The organism is uncultured Marivita sp. (assembly GCF_947488135.1).
In the GTDB taxonomy this organism is placed as follows: domain Bacteria; phylum Pseudomonadota; class Alphaproteobacteria; order Rhodobacterales; family Rhodobacteraceae; genus Marivita.
Genome location: NZ_CANKYW010000003.1, coordinates 12,479 through 31,444, shown reverse-complemented (window position 1 = coordinate 31,444; position 18,966 = coordinate 12,479). Strand labels below are relative to the sequence as shown.

Genomic DNA, 18,966 nt, shown 5'->3' with positions numbered 1-18,966 from the left:
GTCTTTTCCCGCGAGTGCCACGCTGGAACCAAAAGAACAATGCGCAGACCAATGAATTTGCCGCCGACCCGGGCTTGCAATCACCCGTCGCTTTGCCTATTTGAGGTGTCGAGAGGTTGGCGCGGGCGAGCACCTCGCCAACCCGGTCAGGTCCGGAAGGAAGCAGCCGTAACGAGCCACGCTTGGGTCGTTGTCCAGCCTCTCACCTTTTCCTCTTTTTCAGTCCTCGTGGCGTAGAAATACGGCCGGTTCGCGCTTCGCCTCGAGCGCCCAGCGCATCTGCCCGTCGGTCTCGACCGCGCAGGGTCGCACCGCGCGCAACCGGGCCAGCGCGTCGTCCGGGGCTTCGCCGATCTCGATCATCAGCCGCAAAGCGACCATCCCGGATCGGCCGCATCCGCCACGGCAATGCACCAAAATGCGCCCGCCGCCCATCAGCGCCCGGCGCGCGTTGGCGCTGACCTCGGGCCACGCATCTTCGAACAGGTCATCCGGCACGCCGAAATCGCTGATGGGCAGATGTTCCCATCGCGTGCCGGCCTCGACCAGTTTCTGCCAGATGCCGGAAGCGCCCGCGGACACAAGCTCGGTTTCCGTCACCAACGACATGACGATCGCCGGCTTCCATTCGATCACGTGCTGCACATCCCCCGCGTAGTCGCCCTCCGCACCCGGAATTGGCGAAATCGCCAGGATGCCTGCGCCGACGGGAACCGCATAAATGATCATCTCACAGCCTTTGCGCCCCGAACGTATCACAGCTGCGGATGTCGCCGGTGTCATACCCGGTGGCGAACCAGCGCGACCGCTGTTCGGATGTTCCGTGCGTAAAGGTATGCGGCTGCGGCACCCGGCCCGCCCGCTCCTGAAGGTGATCATCACCGATCATGCGCGCGGCATTCAGCGCCTCTTCCAGATCGCCCGGCTCCAACAGCCCGTCGACCGACCGCGCCCAGACGCCGGACAGGCAATCGGCCTGCAATTCAAGCCGGACGGTCAGCGCATTGGCCTGCGTTTGCCCCGCGACCTGACGGCGTTCGTTGACCTGACCTAGGATGCCCAGTTCATTCTGCACGTGGTGCGCCACCTCGTGCGCGATCACGTAGGCCGCCGCGAAATCGCCGCGCGCGCCCAACTGTCGGGACAGGGTCGCGAAAAAGGCCGTGTCCAAATAGGCTTTTTCGTCCGCCGGACAGTAGAAAGGCCCAGTCGCTCCGCTCGCGTTGCCACAGGGCGATGCGGTGACGCCGGAAAAAAGCACCAGCACCGGGGGATCGTAAGGTCGACCCACCTGGCTCGGGAATATCTCACCCCAGACCTGTTCCGTTGTGGCCAGAACGCGCGAGGTGAATTCCGCCGCGCGCTCTTCTTCGGCACTCAGTTCACGCGGTGCCGACGACGGCTGACTGGTCTGCTGCAACAGCGGCGTGACATCGATGCCGGCGAAATACCCGATGGCCAGAACCACCAGCAATCCGACACCACCGATCCCGGCCTTGCCGCCACCACCGCTGCGACGCCGGTCCTCGATATTCCGGCTGCCGCGAATTCCTCTCAGGCGCATCTTGTCCCCCACGTGTTGCGTGGCGGCATGATACACAAGGCGACGGGCCGGGACAGCCCTTCGTCAGTCGGTGCTGCGGATGACCTTGGCCAGCGCCCCGAAGATCTGGTTGTTGGCGCAAAGCACCGTCCCATCCTCCAGCGGCGATTGCCCGGGCCGAACGCCCTCGACCAAAGCACCGGCTTCGGCGGCGATCAGCAGACCTGCCGCCAGATCGACGCGGTGACCTTCGCGCTGCCAGAACCCGTCGAACCGACCCGCGGCGACATAAGCCAGATCAAGCGCCGACGACCCAGAGGCCCGCAGGCCCGAGCATTCCGGCATCACCCGCGCCAAGTCCTTCAGCGTGGCTGGCAGCGTCCGCTTCACACCGAACGGAACCGCATGGCCCAGTACCGCCTCGACCAGCTTGGTCCGGCTCGACACGCGCACGCGCTTGTTGTCGTTGAGCCAGGCCCCCTGCCCCTTTTCGGCGTAGAACATCTCGTCCTTTGCAGGATCGAACACCACTGCCGACACGATCTGGCCCTTGTGCTCCAGCGCGATCGACACCGCGAAATGCGGCTGGCCGTGCAGATAGTTGGTCGCCCCTTCAAGGGCGTTTACGATCCAGCGCCGCGTCGGATCCTCGCCATCCGTCTCACCGCGCGAATCAAGGTATCCATACGTGCCGCGCGCACCCATCAAGTCATCGCGCACCAGATCGCTTGCGGAACTGCCCGCCCGCGCAACGAAATCCGCAGCGCTGACGGCCGAGGTCTGTAGGTTCTCGACCTCGCGGAAATCCTTGTTGAGCGACCGACCCGCCTTGCGGGCGGCCTTGATCATGATGTTGAGATTGGCGCTGCCCTGCATCATGGGCCTCCGGCTGTTCGGGATCAGACCGGGCGTATAAGCGGGACATGGGCCAATGCCAAGGGGGCGATGACGTTCCATCACGAGGCACGGAGGTTTGTATCAATCTCCTTCTTTCCGTTGCGGCACCTGCCATCTATGCCCCACAGTCGTGAAAAAAGGATGAATGCCCATGCACCGCCGTACCTTTTCCGCTCTCGCCCTGGCCGCACCGGCCCTCTGGCTCGCCCGCCCGGCGCTCGCCCGCGAACCCGAGATTTATCAGGAAGGCGGCATCGCCATCGACGGCTCTGACCCGGTTGGCTATTTCACCACGAACGGCCCGGTGCCCGGCGGCGATGTGACCGTAGACTATAAAGGCGCCACCTGGCGCTTTGCCGATCCGGCCTCCGCCGACGCCTTCGCCGCCAACCCCACAGCCTACGCCCCCGCCTTCGGAGGCTACTGCGCCTTCGCCGCCTCCCGCGGCTACCTCGCGCCGACAACGCCCGAGGCCTGGACGATCTACGAAGACCGCCTCTACCTCAACGCCAACCTTCGCGCCCGCGAGCTGTGGTTGCAGGACGTGCCGGGCAACATCGCCAAGGGAGAGGCGAATTGGCCGGGGATTATGGGGTAGTCTCGCTGTTAGCCAAAATCGGCATGAAGAACCATCGCATCTCTTGGTCAAAGCCGCTGGAACGGATTTTCTTTAGGGGTAAGACCTGTCACATCTCGCAGAAACTCTGAAACTGTTTTGAGATCGAACCTGCCGAGAAACTCTGTTTTGATTCTGCGTGCGGTCAGGCATCCCAATCTGGTGAGTTTGAAATGCTGAAAGTCGCTGGACATTGAAATCGCCGCATACTCGATTAGACCATGTTTTCTGAGTTCAATTACAGACGGATGCTCTGTATTCATCCGCAATGAGTTCGGCCTTTTTTGCTCCATTGCCAATAGTAACACCTTTTCCCCATTTCCTATTGGCAAAATATACGATTTCACATGATCTCTCAGGCCAAAATAGACTGCCCTCACTGTCGGTAACATCATCTCAAGTAGGGAAAATAAGACGATCAAGCCAAAGAGTGACGAAGCAATGAAAAAGTAGAAGCGATATTTTTCGACTTGTTCCGCAATAGCGAGGTTCTCAGACAAACGATAAGGGTTAAGCAGAAGCAATGTCGAAATGCAGAAGCAAGCGAGAACAAGGTGGTTCGGCTTCACAATCGAAGAAAGAACCTCGAGCAGCTTGTTTGTGGTTTCGGTCATTTCCCCAACAACCCCTCAAACTCCCGCCATTCCCCCTTGGACATGCCGGAGTTCTCCTGCGTCACACTCTCGCCCTTCAGCATCCGACGCACGCAATCCAGCGCGGTCGAAGACAACGTCGCGCCCCCAATGCGGTAATCCTCGAACGCGCGAAACGCGAACGGGACCCAGTCGGCGACGACCTTGCAAATCTCGTCGGCGTAAACTCTTATTTCATACTGCGCGTGCGAATCTGCGCGCAATCGGAGGAAATGGAGCAGGTTGTGCAGATCGACCTTCCAGTACCATTGCGTGTAGATATTCGCGGGCAGGTTCATCCGGGCCAGTTCGCGGGCCAGCCCCTGTTGGCCGTCCTGGCTGATCATCTCTTCGTAATGATCGTAGCAGCGCATCGCGTCATCGCGCAGCAGGCGCAGCACGCGGTCCGCTTCCTCGCCCTCCAATGCCGCACCGCGGCCCTGGTTGTTCACCACCGACTGCGCGGCAAGGTGTTCGGGCGCGGGAATATAAAACTCCCGGTCGAGTATCGAATACCGGGCCGAGTATTCGTTGACGTTGGCCGTCCGGTGCCGAATCCACTGCCGCGCCACAAAGACCGGCAGTTTGACGTGCAGCTTGATCTCGCACATCTCGAACGGCGTCGAATGCCAGTGCCGCATCAGGTAGCGGATCAACCCTTCGTCGTTCTGCACCGACTTGGTGCCCTTGCCATACGACACCCGCGCCGCCTGACAGATCGCCGCGTCGTCGCCCATGTAATCGACAACCCGGACGAACCCGTGGTCCAGCACCGGATAGGCGGTGTAAAGATGCGCCTCCATGCCTTCACTGACCGCGCGCAGCGTCGGTTGCGGCGTGCTGCGCAGCTCTTTGATTTCGGCATCTTGTTCCGGCGACAGGGGCATGGCGAATCCTTTCCCACTAGGATGAGTCGACGCCGACTATATCTCGGGGGTGGTGCGCAAGGAACCACCAAGGATGGTATCATGCATCTTCGCCTCACTGCCGCGCTTTTTCGTCAAAAGCATCCTGCTTTGCGTTGACTTTCAAACCCGCCTGCCGGATTTTCGTCCGAGAGGTCGCAAAAAAGACCAAGGCTATCCGGGGCAGTATCTTCCATGACGCGCATTTTTTTCCTCATCCTGTGTTTGGGTTTCGTGGCCGCTTGCGACAGCGGCGGCGGTGATGTTTTGCAAGCGCCAACGGATGAAGCGACCGATCCGGATGGCGGCGACGGTTCTGACAACGGCGACAGTTCTGACGGCGATGACGACACCCCGATCGAAAGTGATCGGGAGTTACCACCAGGAACTGAGTCGCCGACAGCCAGCAACGCAATCGTCAGACGCGAACCTCGTGACGCCGGGGGGAACGGTTATGCAAACTCATATCGTTACAACGCCGATGACGATACTTTTTTTGTCGACGGCTTGGGGTTTGACGGCGACCAACCGGATGGTCAACGCTATACGCGGTCCACACCGTTTGGCAATTTGGGACCTTATGCTTTGTACGAGGCACCGCCTACATTTCCAGATTCTGTAACGGGTACACAGATTCCGCAGTTTGAGACCAGAGCCATCTACGGCGTGTCCGGGAGTGGTGAAACAGAGTTCGCGATTGTTCGAACTGGAGCCTATATCAACTATGGTTTCGGAGGATTCATCTATCAGCGCAATGGGGAGGTGACGCTGCCTTCCGAAGGTCAGGGCACATACTCCGGACCATACGCTGCATTGCGAGATTTTAACGGGCGCGGCGGACTGGAATATGCAACAGGTCAAGCCACCGTTGACATAGACTTCAGCGCTTTTCGTGGAAATTGCACACCTCCAGAATGCGACAATGCGGTACGCGGTCGAATAACAAACCGCCGAATTTTTCTGCCGGACGGAACCGACATAACCGGAGACTATTTGGACGCACTGGGTGTTTCCAACGAAGCAACATTTCAAAACATGCCCGTGCTTACCTTTTTCATCGGCGATGGTGTTGCAGACCTAAATGGTGAAAATGTTGGCACTCTGTTGTCCGGATCAGGTGATCCGGGAGTTGACCAGACCAACAATCTTCCCAGCGGAGCCTACTACGCAGTCATGGCTGGCGATCATACAAGCCTTCCGGGCGGAGAAATCGTAGGAATAATTGTTACTGAAACAGATGACCCTCGGCAGCCAGGTGTGACAGAACGCGAAACTGGCGGTTTTATTGCCGTCCGGCAGTAATGCTTGCGAGAATTGTTTTCCTCGGTCTCTCCATCGCGGCGGGGCAGGCGTCCGCTCAGGCTGTCCTCAGCCCGAGTGAAATGCGTGAACTTGCAGGTCAGGCGGTGTTTGCCGGACAAGCTGGTCTGGCCTACGATCTGAGCGGCGCGCTGATCGAGCGGGATGAGACGGACCTCAACGCCCATCTGATCCGGTCACGCGCGGCGCGCGATCTTGGGCGGGACGACGACGCATTGATCCATGCACGGCGCGCCTGGGCGCTTGCTGAGGAAAGCGACGCGCGATACGCGTCCGCGCTGGCGATGGCGCAGGCCCTCTCTTCCTCTGGCCGTAGGACCGCGGCGCAACTCTGGTTGCGCCGTGCGATTCACATCGCGCCGACCGAGGCGCAAAAAGCGCAAGCAGCCCGAGACTTCACTTACGTCCGTCGGCGCAACCCTTGGGCGACGGCGCTGCGATTTTCCGTGTCGCCAAGCTCCAACATCAACAATGGCAGCCGCAACGAAACGTCCGAGCTTTTCGGTTTGCCCTTCGAATTCGCGCTTGAGGGCGAGGCGCGCGCGCTGTCCGGTGTGGAAATCTCGACCGGGCTGAGCACGCGGTACCGGCTAACCAATTCGGAGCGAAAGCGCACGAACCTTCTCTTTGGCCTGACGCATCGGACCTTCGTTCTGTCGGACGACGCCAAGGATATCGCGCCCGATGCAGATGGTGCGGATTTCGCCACCAGCTCTGTCTTTGTCGGCTTGCAGGAGGATTACGTTCTGCCGGGTGGCGCCTCCCGGCTGGGGTGGGACGCGCGGTTGGGGCGCACGTGGTATGGCGGGGACCCGCTCTTGAACTACACCCGCCTTGGCGCGACCTATCGCAGAACGGCCGGAAAGAATGGTCTCATCAACGTGTCGCTCAACCGGGAGGAACAATTCGGCGAAAACGGCCGCGACGATGCCGTGATCTGGAGCGCGGGATTTGGCTACGGCATGGCATTGGCCAACGGCAATCAGCTCTCGCTGTCGACAAGCTTTTCGGAATCGGAAAGCGATGCCGACTATCTGGACTACACACAGCGCGCGATTTCCGTGAATTACGGGATGGCGAAACCCGTTGGACCCGCCTTGTTGGATTTCGGTCTGACATTCTCGGACAAGTCACATGAACGGTCAGGCCTGAGCCCGGATGGCCGCGACGAACGCGGCGTAAAGGCGACCGTCACAGCCGCCCTGCCCGACATGGACTTCTACGGGTTCATTCCGACCATCACGTTCAATGCGGAGCGGACCGAAGCGAATATCGGTCTCTATGAGACCGAGAATTACGGCATCCAGTTGGGTATCCGGTCCGCGTTCTGAGACCTGCATTCTCTCTCGACATCGTGTGAAATTGGCCTAGCCTTGGGAGAAATCACTTCAAGGGGACGCTATGCCACTTCGTTATTTGCACACCATGGTTCGGGTCAAAGACCTCGACGCCTCGATGAAATTCTACAGCTTGCTGGGGCTGAAAGAGACCCGGCGCATGGAGAATGAAAAGGGGCGGTTCACCCTGATCTTCATGGCACCGGAAGGGCAGGAAGACTGCCCCGTGGAGTTGACCTACAACTGGGACGGCGATGACGGGTTGCCATCCGACAGCCGTCATTTTGGTCACCTCGCCTACCGCGTCGACAACATTTACGACATGTGCCAGCACCTCATGGACAATGGCGTGACGATCAATCGTCCGCCGCGCGACGGGCATATGGCGTTCGTGCGTTCGCCCGACAACATTTCCATCGAACTGCTGCAAGCGGGCGATTCGCTGCCACCGCAGGAACCGTGGGCCAGCATGGAAAACACCGGGCATTGGTAAAACCGATGTGGCGCTGGTGCGTAGCATTGGGACTGGCGGTCTGGGGCGGTCTGGCACAGACCGCCCAGGCGCAGGACCATTGCAGGTTGGCGCTGGTTCTGGCTCTTGACGTATCGTCTTCGGTCGATGCCGCAGAATACGCGCTGCAACGGGACGGATTGGCGGCCGCGCTGGACGATCCGCTGATCCGCTCTGCGATCCTGGAGGGCGACGGACATGTAGCTGCCGCCATCTATGAATGGAGCGGCCGCCGCCAGAGCGCCATGGTCAGCGATTGGGTGGCCTTGACCGATGATGCGGCACTGAACGGACTGATCCGATCGCTCACCTCTGCACCGCGCAGCCATTCGCGGTTTCCCACCGCCATGGGATATGCGTTGGGGTTCGGCGCGACGCTGTTGTCGCGCGGTCCGACCTGTGACCGACGCGTGATCGACCTGTCGGGCGATGGTGAAAACAATGACGGGTTCTCACCCCGATTGGCCTACAAGAACTTCCCGTTTTCCAACGTCACCGTGAACGGTCTTGCGGTTCTTGGCGGATCGGCGGACGTGCTCGACTACTTCCATCGCGAGGTGCGTTACGGACATGGCGCCTTTGTCGAAACCTCCGAAGGATATGAGGGCTACCGCGACGCGATGACCCGAAAGCTGTATCGCGAATTGAACGACCGGATCCTGACCGCACGACCCGTTGAGAGCGCGCGACCCGGCTGATCCTAGTAGATGTAGCGGATTTGATCGGTCCAGTACCGCTCCATCCGGCGAAGCGTATCGCTCATATCGCCCAGCGTGTCGTGGTCAATGACGTCCTTTTCGATCAGACCGTCGGCGTGGCGCGCAAACAGGGCCGAGATCAGATCGCGGATTTCGCGACCCCGCGCGGTGAGCCGCACCCGAACGGATCGCCTGTCGATCTCGCAGCGTTGGTGATGCATGTAGCCCATTTCGACCAGTTTCTTGAGATTGTAGCTGACATTGCTGCCCTGGTAGTAGCCACGGGTTTTCAATTCGCCCGCCGTCACCTCGTTATCGCCGATATTGAACAGCAGCAGCGCCTGGACCGCGTTGATTTCGATGATGCCGACCCGTTCGAATTCGTCCTTGATCACGTCCAGAAGCAACCGGTGGAGACGTTCCACCAGTGCCAGTGCCTCCAGATAGCCTTCCAACACGACGTTGGAGCGGCCCTGCTCAACAGATGCATGAATGCTCATTCGTTTCTCCGCCTTATCTGTTATGACGGAGCATCGGGGATAAACCCGAACAATCGGTTAAGCGGGTAAAACTCTTTTCAGATCACCTTTGGAACGCGACCTCGGAGATGTCCGAAATGAGATCCCGCAGCGGTTCCGGCGGCGGTTTTTGACCGCTTACCCATTGGTAAAGGTCCTGATCGTTTTCAGACAGCAACGCGTCGTAGCGATCGAGCGCGGCATCATCCAGTCCGCTGAGACGAAGCTCTGCATAGCGCGACAGGATGATGTCCATCTCCTTGATCCCGCGCCGCATGGAGCGCATGGACAGCCGTTTCAGCCGATGTTCGCGGGTTTCGCTCATTGGTCACTCACCATCAGATTGCGCAGTCGTTTTTCGAGCCGCGCCAGTTGTTCGGCCTTGCGGTGAAGCTCTGATTTCATCTCGCGGATTTCAAGGATGATCTCGGTCAGATCCGAAGGCATGGTTTCGGCATCCGGGTTTTCGACGCCTTCGCCCTCGCCGTTGATCAGCCACATCATCGAGACGTTCAACAGGCCCGCCAGCATCGACAGGCGGTTCGCACGCGGTTCGGACAGGTCGTCTTCCCAGCTGCGCAGCGTGCTTTTCTTGACGCCCAACCGCTTGGCCAGTGCCTCTTGTGTCATGCCGGCGGCCTCGCGGGCGGCGGTCATGCGGTCACCGAACGTGGCGATTTCGGGCGCGTACCAGTTCTGGTCGTTCTCGGTCATCGGTTCTCCTTTCACGATCCTCGCTTGATCGTATTTCGGGCGCACCCTAAGACGGACGGGATGCAATCACAAACAGGGCCCAGCCATGCCGTTTCTGTCCGACACACTCGCCCGCGTCAGCCCGTCGCCTACGGTTGCGGTGTTTCAGAAGGCAACGGAGCTCAAGGCGGCGGGTCACGATGTGATCGGTCTTGGCGCTGGTGAGCCCGACTTTGACACACCCGACAACATCAAGGCCGCTGCAATTGCGGCGATTGAGGCGGGGAAAACGAAGTACACGGCCGTGGACGGCATCCCCGAGGTCAAACAGGCGATCTGCGCCAAGTTCAAACGCGAAAACGGGCTGGAGTACGCCCCGTCGCAGGTGGCCGTTTCTTCGGGCGGCAAGCAGGTGCTCTACAACGCGTTGATGGCCACATTGAACCCCGGCGACGAGGTGATCATCCCTGCCCCCTACTGGGTCAGTTACCCCGACATGGTGCGTCTCGGCGGCGGCGAGCCGGTGATTGTCGACACCAAACTCGAGGACGGCTTTCGCATCTCGCCAGAGGCGCTCGAGGCCGCCATTACACCCAGGACCAAGTGGTTCATCTTCAATTCACCGTCGAATCCGACCGGTGCGGGCTATGGGCACAACCAGTTGAAAGCGCTGACAGATGTTCTGATGCGTCACCCCCATGTCTGGGTCATGACCGATGATATGTACGAACACCTCGCTTATGACGGGTTCCAGTTCTGCACACCCGCCCAGGTCGAACCAGGGCTTTATGATCGGACACTTACGGTGAACGGAGTGTCCAAGTCCTACGCGATGACTGGCTGGCGCATCGGATATGCCGCAGGGCCTGAACCTCTTATTGCGGCGATGCGCAAGCTTCAGTCACAATCGACGACAAACCCCTGTTCGATCAGCCAATGGGCCACGGTCGAGGCCCTGAACGGCCCGCAGGATTTCCTGGCCGAACGTTGCGAGGCGTTCCGCAAGCGGCGCGATCTTGTGGTCAAGGGGCTCAACGCTTGCGAGGGCGTCACCTGCGCGGTGCCCGAGGGCGCATTCTACGTCTACCCGTCCATCGCGGGCTGCATCGGCAAGACCAGCGCAGGCGGCGCGCGGATCGACACTGACGAAGCCTTCGCGACGGCGCTTCTGGAGGAACAGGGCGTCGCCGTGGTGTTCGGTGCGGCCTTTGGGTTGAGCCCGTATTTCCGGGTCAGCTACGCCACCTCGGAAGAGATCCTGAGTGACGCCTGCCGCCGCATCCAGGCCTTCTGTGAAGGACTGACATGAGGCAGGCCGACGCGGGTACGACGCCCGATGTGGTAAGGCAACCATAGCTCCGGTTAGTTTCCCTGCACAATTCGCCCTGACTGGCGGATCCCAACGCAAGGCTTTAGCCTGCGCCCGGAAGCAGGTGCGAGGTTTCAATGGCAGGCGATCTTCCTGACTATTATTTCAGGGTGCGCGAAAACGGCGCCTTGGTCTTTCGCGTCGACACCGAGAACCGTCAGCGCCGGATCGAGATGGACCAGATCGCGGTGGTCAATATCCGCAACGGGGAAATCAAACCGCATGGCGACCGTACGCTGAGCGATGAGGATATCGAGGTCATCCGCAACTGGATGGCCGAACGGCAGACCGTTCTGGCGGAACGCGATGTCGACGACATTCTGCGCGCGGTGGATCACCTCAACCTGACGACCCAATGGGCGCAGTCGCGCGCCACCGACGAACAGCTCGACCTGGTGACGGATTCGCTTCTGCTGGCCATGCACGATCTGCGCGGCGTGCTGGTTCGGCGCAAGGCGGACCGGCTCTTGAAGGGCGATCAGGACAGCTGACGCTTCCCCCCTGCGCCGCGCTCTGCCATAGTGTCGCAAAGCAACAAACACAGAGCAGCTGCCATGGCCGAAGACCTCCTCTCCGGACACGAACCGACCGACTACGACGCCTCCTCGATCGAAGTTCTGGAGGGGCTGGAACCCGTCCGCAAACGCCCCGGCATGTATATCGGCGGCACCGACGAACGCGCGCTGCATCACCTTGTGGCCGAAGTGCTCGACAACTCCATGGACGAGGCGGTGGCGGGGCACGCGAACCGGATCGAAGTGGAGCTTCACGACGATTTCGCCGTGACCATCCGCGACAACGGGCGCGGTATCCCGATTGATCCGCACCCGAAGTTTCCGGACAAATCCGCGCTTGAGGTGATCCTCTGCACCCTGCACGCGGGCGGCAAGTTTTCGGGCAAGGCCTACGAGACCTCGGGCGGTTTGCACGGCGTCGGCGCGTCGGTGGTGAACGCGCTGTCGGACTCGATGGTCGTGCAGGTCGCGCGCAACAAGGAAGTCTACGAACAGCGGTTTTCGCGCGGGGTGCCCCTGGGGCCGGTGGCCAAGGTGGGCCAAGCCCCGAACCGGCGCGGCACCACGGTCACGTTTCACGCGGACGAAGAGATTTTCGGCTCGCACCGGTTCAAACCGGCGCGGTTGCTCAAGATGGTGCGATCCAAGGCCTACCTGTTCTCGGGGGTCGAGATTCGCTGGAAATCGGCGATCGACGATGGCGAAACGCCGACCGAGGCCACGTTCCACTTCCCCGGCGGTCTGAGCGATTACCTCACCGAAACGCTGGGCAGCGCGTCGACCTATGCGGACAAACCTTTCGCCGGCACGGTTGATTTCCGAGAGAAATTCAACGCGCCGGGCAAGGTGGAATGGGCGATCAACTGGACCCCGTCGCGGGACGGGTTCATCCAGTCCTATTGCAACACCGTGCCGACCCCCGAAGGCGGCACGCACGAGGCCGGGTTCTGGGCGGCGATCCTAAAGGGCATCCGCGCTTACGGCGAGTTGTCGAACAACAAGAAGGCCGCGCAGATCACGCGGGATGACCTGATCACGGGTGGCTGTGCGCTGGTGTCCTGCTTCATCCGCGAGCCTGAGTTCGTCGGCCAGACCAAGGACAGGCTGGCCACGACCGAAGCGCAACGCATGGTCGAAGGCGCGGTGCGGGACCATTTCGACAACTGGCTGGCGGCGGATACCAAATCGGCGGGCGCGATCCTCGACTTCCTCGTGCTGCGCGCCGAGGAACGGCTGCGGCGGCGGCAGGAGAAGGAAACGCAGCGCAAATCCGCGACCAAGAAGCTGCGGCTTCCGGGCAAGCTGGTGGATTGCTCATCGGGCACCCGTGAAGGCACCGAGCTTTTCATTGTCGAGGGCGACTCGGCCGGTGGATCGGCCAAGATGGCGCGGGACCGAAAAACGCAGGCCTTGCTGCCGCTGCGGGGCAAGATTTTGAACGTTCTTGGGGCTGCCTCCTCAAAACTGGGGACCAATGCCGAGATCAGCGATCTGACACAGGCGTTGGGTGTGGGTTTGGGCACCAAGTTCAATGTCGATGATCTGCGTTACGAAAAGATTATCATCATGACGGATGCTGACGTCGACGGCGCGCATATCGCGTCGCTTTTGATGACATTCTTCTTCACCCAAATGCGCCCGATGATCGACGCCGGGCATCTGTACCTCGCCTGCCCGCCGCTTTACCGACTGACGCAGGGGGCCAAGCGGCTTTACGTGGCCGACGACGCCGAGAAGGACCTGATGATGGAAAAGGGCCTTGGCGGCAAAGGCAAGATCGACGTCCAACGCTTCAAGGGTCTGGGCGAGATGGACGCGAAGGATCTGAAGGAAACCACGATGGACCCGGCGTCACGGAAATTGATCCGCGTGACGATTGACGAGGATGAGCCGGGCGAGACGGGTGATCTGGTGGAGCGGCTGATGGGGAAGAAACCCGAGCTACGGTTCCAGTATATCCAAGAGAATGCGCGGTTTGTTGAGGAGTTGGATGTTTGATAGAAGGTGCGTTATTCACGCATCCTGCTGAACCAGCAAAAGCGCCCGACCCTGGGTGGGCGCTTACACCCTCCGACCAGTGCGAGACGGAGTCACGCGCACAACGGCAGTTCCGACAACACGCCACGCCAATGCGCCCTCCCGGGGGGAGGGTCGGGCGCGGCCCGCCCTTCGGACGGGCTGAATTGCTCGACCCGTGTTTTCTATTCACCAGCCGTAGGCAAACACAACGTACCGTCATCCTCGGGCTTGGCCCGAGGATCTGATATGGCCTGAGGTCCTCGGGTCGAGCCCGAGGATGACGAGTGTTTCTGCGACGGTTCTTGTCAGGAACCAAAAAGAGGTGACGTCACCTGAGTTGGGTGGACATCCTCTCCCCTGTGCAGAGCCTCTGGCGAGGCTCCGAACCTGTACCTCTGACGAGGCCTACTGAAACGCGTCTCTCATGGTCTGAACGCACATCGAGCGTCCGTAGAGAGAGGGTAGTCTCTTGGGGTGTTCCGCCAAAAGACGGAACGGGTTTTGGATCCAATGGGCAAAGGTATCCCGGCAAAGCGTTAAGCACGCGGAAATGGACCGTGCGGGGGCGAGACTTTTCGAAAAGTCTCGGGAAACCCTTCGAAGGGTTTCCGTCCCACACAAAAAAAGCCCCGCTGAAACCAGCGGGGCCTTTACCTTCCCTTGACGGGTCAGGTCTTATTCTTCGTCGGCAGCCTCGAACTCGGCGATGCGGGCCTTGTCGGCGGCGCCCTTCGCGTCGACATCGCGGTCGACGAATTCGATGATCGCCATTGGCGCCATGTCACCGTAGCGGAAACCGGCCTTCAGGATGCGGACATAGCCGCCCTTGCGGTCTGCAAAGCGCGGGCCAAGGACCTCGAACAGCTTGGCAACGTGCATGTCCTGCTTGAGCGATGCGCGTGCCTGACGGCGGGCGTGCAGATCGCCGCGCTTGCCGAGCGTGATCAGCTTTTCCACGATCGGGCGCAGTTCTTTTGCCTTGGGCAGGGTTGTCTTGATTTGCTCATGTTCGATGAGCGAGCCGGCCATGTTCGCGAAAAGCGCCTTGCGGTGCTCATGGGTGCGGTTCAGGCGGCGGTAGCCTCGTGCGTGACGCATGTGTCTTCTCCAAATCGTGCCCTCTACGGGCGTTTTTGCTTTGTCCGGCCACCGATGCGTGTCAGCGGCTCTCCTTGGGGCGGGTGCCCGTTTGGGTGAGAGTGTTCCCTCACCCAAAATCCTTAAAAGTTGTCTTCCAGCTTTTTCGCCAGGTCTTCGATGTTGTCTGGCGGCCAATCCTCGACGTCCATGCCAAGGTGCAGGCCCATGCCGGACAGCACTTCCTTGATCTCGTTCAGGGACTTGCGGCCGAAGTTCGGGGTGCGGAGCATCTCGGCTTCGGTTTTCTGAATGAGGTCGCCGATATAGACGATGTTGTCGTTCTTCAGGCAGTTCGCCGAACGGACCGACAGTTCCAACTCGTCCACTTTCTTGAGCAGAAGCGGGTTGAACTCGAGACCGTCATCCTCATCCGCCTGACGCGCCGATTCCGGTTCGTCGAAATTGACGAAGATCGACAGCTGATCCTGAACGATACGTGCCGCATAGGCGACCGCGTCTTCGGGGGTCAAAGAGCCGTCCGTTTCGATCTTCATGGTCAGCTTGTCATAGTCCAGCACCTGGCCCTCGCGGGTGGGCTGCACATCATAGGCGACCTTCTTGACCGGCGAATAGATCGCGTCGATCGGCATCAGGCCGATGGGCGCATCTTCCGGCTTGTTCTTGTCGGCAGAGACATAGCCCTTGCCGGTGTTGACCGTCAGTTCCATGTAGAGGTCTGCACCCTCGTCGAGGTGGCAGATCACGTGGTCGCCGTTCAGCACTTCGATGCCGTTGGTTTCCGAGATGTCACCGGCGGTGACGACGCCCGGACCCTTGGCGTTGATCGACACGCGCTTGGGGCCTTCGACTTCCATGCGGAGCGAGACGCCCTTGAGGTTCAGAACGATGTCTGTCACGTCTTCGCGCACACCAGCGACGCTGGAGAATTCGTGCAGCACGTTGTCGATCTGAACGGATGTGATGGCCGCGCCCTGGAGCGACGACAGAAGCACGCGGCGCAGCGCGTTGCCCAGCGTGAGACCGAAGCCCCGCTCGAGCGGTTCGGCAACAACCGTTGCCACGCGCGACGGATCGGCGCCCGGCTTGACCTCAAGCTGCGTCGGCTTGATCAGTTCTGCCCAGTTTTTATGGATCATGCGTCCCTCCATTCTTGTTCCTGCCCCATGTCCGAAAGGCAGAAACGCCCGAGGTTAAAATGACGAAAACATGGCTCCGCCAAAGGGCAGAGCCATGCCTGAAAATCGGTACGTCTTAGACGCGGCGACGCTTCGGCGGACGACAGCCGTTATGGGCCATCGGGGTCACATCACGGATCGACGTGATGTTGAAGCCAACTGCGGCCAGAGCGCGGAGCGCCGATTCACGACCCGAACCGGGGCCCTGAACTTCGACTTCGAGCGTCTTGACGCCATGTTCCTGCGCCTTGCGGCCCGCATCCTCGGCAGCCAGCTGGGCTGCGTAGGGTGTGGATTTCCGCGAGCCTTTGAAGCCCATTGTACCGGCAGACGACCACGAAATGGCGTTGCCCTGTACGTCGGAGATCAGGATCTTGGTGTTGTTGAAGCTGGAGTTCACATGTGCGACGCCAGCAGCGATGTTCTTGGAGACCTTCTTCTTGCCTCCGCGACGGGTATCACGTGCCATTGGTTCGGACCTCCCTTATTTCTTCTTACCGGCAATGGCCTTTGCGGGGCCTTTGCGAGTACGAGCGTTGGTGTGGGTCCGCTGACCGCGTACGGGCAGGTTCCGGCGGTGACGCAAGCCGCGATAGCAACCAAGGTCCATCAGGCGCTTGATGTTCATCTGCGTTTCGCGACGCAAGTCACCTTCGACTGTGTAGTTGGCGTCGATATGTTCACGCACGGCGAGCACTTCGGCATCGCTCAGTTCGTTCACACGACGGGCGGGATCGATATTGACGGCCTCGCAGATCGCTTTTGCGGAGGTATGGCCAATACCGGTGATATAGGTGAGGGCGATTGGAACACGCTTCCCTGTGGGAATGTTCACGCCAGCAATACGTGCCACGTAGGTCTTCCTTTTCGTTGCGGGTCCGTAACGCCAGACCCTTTTTTCACAACATAAGGCCCGTCGGTTTTACCCTTGGGGCCCCCAGCTGATCAGGTGATCCACAAAGGGGAGCGACCCGCTTTGTGACGATGATTCTCGTTAAGAGATGGCGGTAGATAGGAGCGTTTGGCTGTCGCGTCAAGAGCCAGACAGGCCTCATTGGAAACTCACAAGGCCTGTCGGACTCCTTTGCCGGATTCAGGCGTCCAGCACCTTGGAAATGTCCGCTTTCACGGCAGACATCTCGCCCAGACCGTCGATCGAGGACAACTGCCCCTTGGCATAGTAATAGCCGATCAGTGGCGAGGTTTTCTTGTAGTACTCCATCAGACGCTGCTTGAGGCTTTCCTCGTTGTCGTCCGCACGGCGCTTGAATTCGGTGCCGCCGCAATTGGAGCATTTGCCGTCCGCCGGGATCGGCTTAGTGTTGTCGTTGTAGACCTCACCGCAATTGGCGCAGGTTGACCGCGCGGTGATGCGGGCGACCAGCGCGTTGTCGTCGACCTGCATTTCGATCACGGCGTCGAGGGTTTCGCCTTCTTCGGCGAGAAGCTCTGCCAAAGCATCAGCCTGAGCCAGGGTCCGGGGGAACCCGTCGAAGATGAAGCCCCCCTTCTTGTCGCCCTTCAGCTTTTCACGGATCAGGCCGATGACGATCTCGTCCGTCACCAACTCACCGCGGGCCATGACGTCGGCGACGATCTTGCCCATCTCGGTGCCGCTGTCCTTGGCTTCGCGAAGCATGTCGCCGGTGGACAGTTGGATCATGTCACGCTCGTCGCAAAGGAACCGCGCCTGTGTGCCTTTGCCCGCACCCGGCGGGCCCAACAATATGATATTCATCGGCGCGCCGGCGTCCTTCTTTTGCCTTTGGACTTACCCTTGCCGCGCAGTTGCGACTTTTGAATAAGACCTTCGTATTGATGCGCAAGCAGATGGCTTTGCACCTGTTGGATCGTGTCCATCGTCACCGAGACCACGATGAGCACCGAGGTGCCCCCGAAGTAGAACGGGATCGCGAACTGGCCGCGCAGGATTTCCGGAAGCAGACAGACCGCCGTCAGATAGGCCGAACCCAGGACCAACACGCGGTTCACCACGTATTCAAGATACTCGGCCGTCTTCTTGCCCGGACGGATGCCCGGCACAAAACCGTTCTGGTTCTTAAGGTTGTCGGCCACGTCTTCCACCTTGAACGATACGTTGAAGGTATAAAAGTAGGCGAAGAACACGATCATTGCGCCGAAGAACAACAGGTAAAGCGGCTGCCCCGGCCCGAAATAAGCGAGGATCGTCGACATTACAGGGCCGGAATTCTGACCGCTGAAGGTGCTGATCGTCGTCGGCAGCAGCAAAAGCGAGCTGGCGAAGATCGCCGGGATCACGCCCGACGGGTTGACCTTGACCGGCAGGTGGCTGTTCTGCGCCTCTGCGATCTTCATGCCCATCTGGCGGCGGGGATACTGGATCGTGATTTTTCGGAGCGCCCGCTCCATGAAGACCACGAACATGATCACCGCAATGACCATGAGGATCACCCCCACGATCACGGCAGGGCTGATGGCGCCGGACCGACCGGACGCGAAGAACTGTGCCAGAGCGGCAGGAACCTCGGCGATGATGCCGACGAAGATGATGAGCGAGATACCGTTGCCGACGCCGCGTGCGGTGATTTGCTCACCCAGCCACATCAGGAACATCGTACCACCAACCAGCGTGATGACGCAGGAGGCACGGAAGAACCAGCCCGGATCGGTGACGAGATCGCCCGCCTCAAGGCTCACGGCAAGCCCATACGCCTGGAACGTGGCCAGCAGCACCGTGCCGTAGCGGGTGTATTGCGCGATCTTCTTGCGCCCCGCCTCACCCTCTTTCTTGAGCTGTTCCAGCGATGGCACCATCGACGCCAGAAGCTGAACAATGATTGAGGCCGAAATATAGGGCATGATGCCAAGGGCGAAGATCCCCATACGGCCCAAAGCACCGCCGGTGAACATGCTGAGCATGCCGCCGATGCCGACGCTCGCTTGCTCCATGAAGTCGCGCAAGGCGATACCGTCGATCCCGGGAACCGGAATGAACGTGCCGATGCGGTAAACGATCAGAAGGCCGAGCGTGAAGAAAATCCGGTTGCGCAGATCGGTGGCTTTACCGAGCGCAGACCAGCTTGTGTTCGCGGCCATTTGTTCTGCTGCTGATACCATGCGGGTCTCTTTTATGAT

At 60.1% G+C, this 18,966-nt stretch carries 22 protein-coding genes and 1 other RNA gene; 9 read left to right on the top strand and 14 right to left on the bottom strand.

Annotated elements, in window-relative coordinates:
• Positions 1-109 precede the first annotated feature (109 nt).
• Positions 110-208: signal recognition particle sRNA small type (gene ffs / locus Q1B16_RS11000), an RNA gene on the top strand.
• Positions 209-219: 11 nt separating this feature from the next.
• Here the strand turns inward: ffs and Q1B16_RS10995 are convergent.
• From Q1B16_RS10995 to Q1B16_RS10985, 3 genes are all read right to left on the bottom strand, one after another.
• The gene (locus Q1B16_RS10995; RefSeq protein ID WP_299788023.1) at positions 220-729 is read right to left on the bottom strand and encodes a protein phosphatase; all 510 of its coding nucleotides are present in this window, start codon (positions 727-729) and stop codon (positions 220-222) included.
• A gap of 1 nt (position 730) precedes the next feature.
• On the bottom strand, positions 731-1,564 hold the full coding sequence (locus Q1B16_RS10990; protein ID WP_299788021.1) for a neutral zinc metallopeptidase: 834 nt from the start codon (positions 1,562-1,564) through the stop codon (positions 731-733).
• A 63-nt stretch (positions 1,565-1,627) separates the two neighbouring features.
• Positions 1,628-2,419: an inositol monophosphatase family protein gene (locus Q1B16_RS10985; protein ID WP_299788950.1), complete on the bottom strand. Its 792-nt coding sequence runs from the start codon at positions 2,417-2,419 to the stop codon at positions 1,628-1,630.
• 172 nt (positions 2,420-2,591) lie between these two features.
• On the opposite strand from Q1B16_RS10985, the gene Q1B16_RS10980 reads away from it, so the two are divergent.
• Complete coding sequence (locus Q1B16_RS10980; protein WP_366140150.1) at positions 2,592-3,038, top strand: YHS domain-containing (seleno)protein; 447 nt, start codon at positions 2,592-2,594, stop codon at positions 3,036-3,038.
• Positions 3,039-3,085: 47 nt separating this feature from the next.
• Here Q1B16_RS10980 and Q1B16_RS10975 read toward each other — a convergent pair whose 3' ends face one another.
• On the bottom strand, positions 3,086-3,670 hold the full coding sequence (locus Q1B16_RS10975; RefSeq protein WP_299788016.1) for a hypothetical protein: 585 nt from the start codon (positions 3,668-3,670) through the stop codon (positions 3,086-3,088).
• Positions 3,667-4,575 (bottom strand): FAD-dependent thymidylate synthase, encoded by a 909-nt coding sequence (thyX, locus tag Q1B16_RS10970; protein ID WP_299788013.1) that lies wholly within the window; start codon positions 4,573-4,575, stop codon positions 3,667-3,669. Before thyX ends, Q1B16_RS10975 begins: the two co-directional genes overlap by 4 nt.
• Positions 4,576-4,788: 213 nt before the next feature.
• Here thyX and Q1B16_RS10965 point away from each other — a divergent pair, with 213 nt between their 5' ends.
• The 4 genes from Q1B16_RS10965 to Q1B16_RS10950 all read left to right on the top strand — a co-directional run bounded on the left by Q1B16_RS10965 (position 4,789) and on the right by Q1B16_RS10950 (position 8,459).
• Positions 4,789-5,895 (top strand): hypothetical protein, encoded by a 1,107-nt coding sequence (locus Q1B16_RS10965; protein WP_299788010.1) that lies wholly within the window; start codon positions 4,789-4,791, stop codon positions 5,893-5,895.
• Between the two features lie 80 nt (positions 5,896-5,975).
• Positions 5,976-7,244 carry a hypothetical protein gene (locus Q1B16_RS10960; protein ID WP_299788007.1) on the top strand — a complete coding sequence of 423 codons (1,269 nt, stop codon included), beginning with the start codon at positions 5,976-5,978 and terminating at the stop codon, positions 7,242-7,244.
• A 70-nt stretch (positions 7,245-7,314) separates the two neighbouring features.
• On the top strand, positions 7,315-7,743 hold the full coding sequence (locus Q1B16_RS10955) for a VOC family protein (protein WP_299788004.1): 429 nt from the start codon (positions 7,315-7,317) through the stop codon (positions 7,741-7,743).
• A 5-nt stretch (positions 7,744-7,748) separates the two neighbouring features.
• Positions 7,749-8,459 (top strand): DUF1194 domain-containing protein, encoded by a 711-nt coding sequence (locus tag Q1B16_RS10950; protein WP_299788001.1) that lies wholly within the window; start codon positions 7,749-7,751, stop codon positions 8,457-8,459.
• 2 nt (positions 8,460-8,461) lie between these two features.
• On the opposite strand, the gene Q1B16_RS10945 is transcribed toward Q1B16_RS10950, so the two are convergent.
• From Q1B16_RS10945 to Q1B16_RS10935, 3 genes are all read right to left on the bottom strand, one after another.
• Complete coding sequence (locus Q1B16_RS10945) at positions 8,462-8,959, bottom strand: winged helix DNA-binding protein (RefSeq protein ID WP_299787998.1); 498 nt, start codon at positions 8,957-8,959, stop codon at positions 8,462-8,464.
• Between the two features lie 82 nt (positions 8,960-9,041).
• Positions 9,042-9,302, bottom strand: coding sequence for a succinate dehydrogenase assembly factor 2 (locus Q1B16_RS10940; protein WP_299787995.1), 261 nt, complete (start codon positions 9,300-9,302; stop codon positions 9,042-9,044).
• Complete coding sequence (locus Q1B16_RS10935) at positions 9,299-9,691, bottom strand: helix-turn-helix domain-containing protein (protein WP_299787992.1); 393 nt, start codon at positions 9,689-9,691, stop codon at positions 9,299-9,301. The genes Q1B16_RS10940 and Q1B16_RS10935 overlap by 4 nt, the downstream gene beginning before the upstream one ends.
• Before the next feature lie 85 nt (positions 9,692-9,776).
• Between Q1B16_RS10935 and Q1B16_RS10930 the strand changes: the two genes are divergently transcribed.
• From Q1B16_RS10930 to parE, 3 genes are all read left to right on the top strand, one after another.
• Positions 9,777-10,979 carry a pyridoxal phosphate-dependent aminotransferase gene (locus tag Q1B16_RS10930; protein ID WP_299787989.1) on the top strand — a complete coding sequence of 401 codons (1,203 nt, stop codon included), beginning with the start codon at positions 9,777-9,779 and terminating at the stop codon, positions 10,977-10,979.
• 137 nt (positions 10,980-11,116) lie between these two features.
• Complete coding sequence (locus tag Q1B16_RS10925) at positions 11,117-11,530, top strand: hypothetical protein (protein WP_299787986.1); 414 nt, start codon at positions 11,117-11,119, stop codon at positions 11,528-11,530.
• A gap of 63 nt (positions 11,531-11,593) precedes the next feature.
• Positions 11,594-13,552, top strand: a complete 1,959-nt coding sequence (gene parE, locus Q1B16_RS10920) for a DNA topoisomerase IV subunit B (protein ID WP_299787983.1) — start codon at positions 11,594-11,596, stop codon at positions 13,550-13,552.
• A 696-nt stretch (positions 13,553-14,248) separates the two neighbouring features.
• Here parE and rplQ read toward each other — a convergent pair.
• The 6 genes from rplQ to secY all read right to left on the bottom strand — a co-directional run bounded on the left by rplQ (position 14,249) and on the right by secY (position 18,948).
• Positions 14,249-14,671 (bottom strand): 50S ribosomal protein L17, encoded by a 423-nt coding sequence (gene rplQ, locus Q1B16_RS10915; RefSeq protein ID WP_299787980.1) that lies wholly within the window; start codon positions 14,669-14,671, stop codon positions 14,249-14,251.
• Positions 14,672-14,793: 122 nt separating this feature from the next.
• Entirely contained in the window at positions 14,794-15,810 is a 1,017-nt protein-coding gene (locus Q1B16_RS10910; protein WP_299787977.1) for a DNA-directed RNA polymerase subunit alpha, read from the bottom strand.
• 115 nt (positions 15,811-15,925) lie between these two features.
• The gene (gene rpsK, locus Q1B16_RS10905; protein ID WP_021693342.1) at positions 15,926-16,318 is read right to left on the bottom strand and encodes a 30S ribosomal protein S11; all 393 of its coding nucleotides are present in this window, start codon (positions 16,316-16,318) and stop codon (positions 15,926-15,928) included.
• A 15-nt stretch (positions 16,319-16,333) separates the two neighbouring features.
• Positions 16,334-16,702, bottom strand: coding sequence for a 30S ribosomal protein S13 (gene rpsM, locus Q1B16_RS10900; protein ID WP_299787973.1), 369 nt, complete (start codon positions 16,700-16,702; stop codon positions 16,334-16,336).
• 240 nt (positions 16,703-16,942) lie between these two features.
• Positions 16,943-17,587: an adenylate kinase gene (locus Q1B16_RS10895; protein ID WP_299787970.1), complete on the bottom strand. Its 645-nt coding sequence runs from the start codon at positions 17,585-17,587 to the stop codon at positions 16,943-16,945.
• A complete protein-coding gene (gene secY, locus Q1B16_RS10890; protein ID WP_299787967.1) occupies positions 17,584-18,948 on the bottom strand; it encodes a preprotein translocase subunit SecY in 1,365 nt (454 codons plus the stop codon). Before secY ends, Q1B16_RS10895 begins: the two co-directional genes overlap by 4 nt.
• Positions 18,949-18,966 lie beyond the last annotated feature (18 nt).

Excerpts from the sequence above, each read along its gene's own strand:
- Q1B16_RS10995 (WP_299788023.1), bottom strand. The coding sequence starts at position 729 with ATGATCATTTATGCGGTTCCCGTCGGCGCAGGCATCCTGGCGATTTCG.
- Q1B16_RS10990 (WP_299788021.1), bottom strand. The coding sequence starts at position 1,564 with ATGCGCCTGAGAGGAATTCGCGGCAGCCGGAATATCGAGGACCGGCGT.
- Q1B16_RS10985 (WP_299788950.1), bottom strand. The coding sequence starts at position 2,419 with ATGCAGGGCAGCGCCAATCTCAACATCATGATCAAGGCCGCCCGCAAG.
- Q1B16_RS10980 (WP_366140150.1), top strand. The coding sequence starts at position 2,592 with ATGCACCGCCGTACCTTTTCCGCTCTCGCCCTGGCCGCACCGGCCCTC.
- Q1B16_RS10975 (WP_299788016.1), bottom strand. The coding sequence starts at position 3,670 with ATGACCGAAACCACAAACAAGCTGCTCGAGGTTCTTTCTTCGATTGTG.
- thyX (WP_299788013.1), bottom strand. The coding sequence starts at position 4,575 with ATGCCCCTGTCGCCGGAACAAGATGCCGAAATCAAAGAGCTGCGCAGC.
- Q1B16_RS10965 (WP_299788010.1), top strand. The coding sequence starts at position 4,789 with ATGACGCGCATTTTTTTCCTCATCCTGTGTTTGGGTTTCGTGGCCGCT.
- Q1B16_RS10960 (WP_299788007.1), top strand. The coding sequence starts at position 5,976 with ATGCGTGAACTTGCAGGTCAGGCGGTGTTTGCCGGACAAGCTGGTCTG.
- Q1B16_RS10955 (WP_299788004.1), top strand. The coding sequence starts at position 7,315 with ATGCCACTTCGTTATTTGCACACCATGGTTCGGGTCAAAGACCTCGAC.
- Q1B16_RS10950 (WP_299788001.1), top strand. The coding sequence starts at position 7,749 with ATGTGGCGCTGGTGCGTAGCATTGGGACTGGCGGTCTGGGGCGGTCTG.
- Q1B16_RS10945 (WP_299787998.1), bottom strand. The coding sequence starts at position 8,959 with ATGAGCATTCATGCATCTGTTGAGCAGGGCCGCTCCAACGTCGTGTTG.
- Q1B16_RS10940 (WP_299787995.1), bottom strand. The coding sequence starts at position 9,302 with ATGAGCGAAACCCGCGAACATCGGCTGAAACGGCTGTCCATGCGCTCC.
- Q1B16_RS10935 (WP_299787992.1), bottom strand. The coding sequence starts at position 9,691 with ATGACCGAGAACGACCAGAACTGGTACGCGCCCGAAATCGCCACGTTC.
- Q1B16_RS10930 (WP_299787989.1), top strand. The coding sequence starts at position 9,777 with ATGCCGTTTCTGTCCGACACACTCGCCCGCGTCAGCCCGTCGCCTACG.
- Q1B16_RS10925 (WP_299787986.1), top strand. The coding sequence starts at position 11,117 with ATGGCAGGCGATCTTCCTGACTATTATTTCAGGGTGCGCGAAAACGGC.
- parE (WP_299787983.1), top strand. The coding sequence starts at position 11,594 with ATGGCCGAAGACCTCCTCTCCGGACACGAACCGACCGACTACGACGCC.
- rplQ (WP_299787980.1), bottom strand. The coding sequence starts at position 14,671 with ATGCGTCACGCACGAGGCTACCGCCGCCTGAACCGCACCCATGAGCAC.
- Q1B16_RS10910 (WP_299787977.1), bottom strand. The coding sequence starts at position 15,810 with ATGATCCATAAAAACTGGGCAGAACTGATCAAGCCGACGCAGCTTGAG.
- rpsK (WP_021693342.1), bottom strand. The coding sequence starts at position 16,318 with ATGGCACGTGATACCCGTCGCGGAGGCAAGAAGAAGGTCTCCAAGAAC.
- Q1B16_RS10895 (WP_299787970.1), bottom strand. The coding sequence starts at position 17,587 with ATGAATATCATATTGTTGGGCCCGCCGGGTGCGGGCAAAGGCACACAG.
- secY (WP_299787967.1), bottom strand. The coding sequence starts at position 18,948 with ATGGTATCAGCAGCAGAACAAATGGCCGCGAACACAAGCTGGTCTGCG.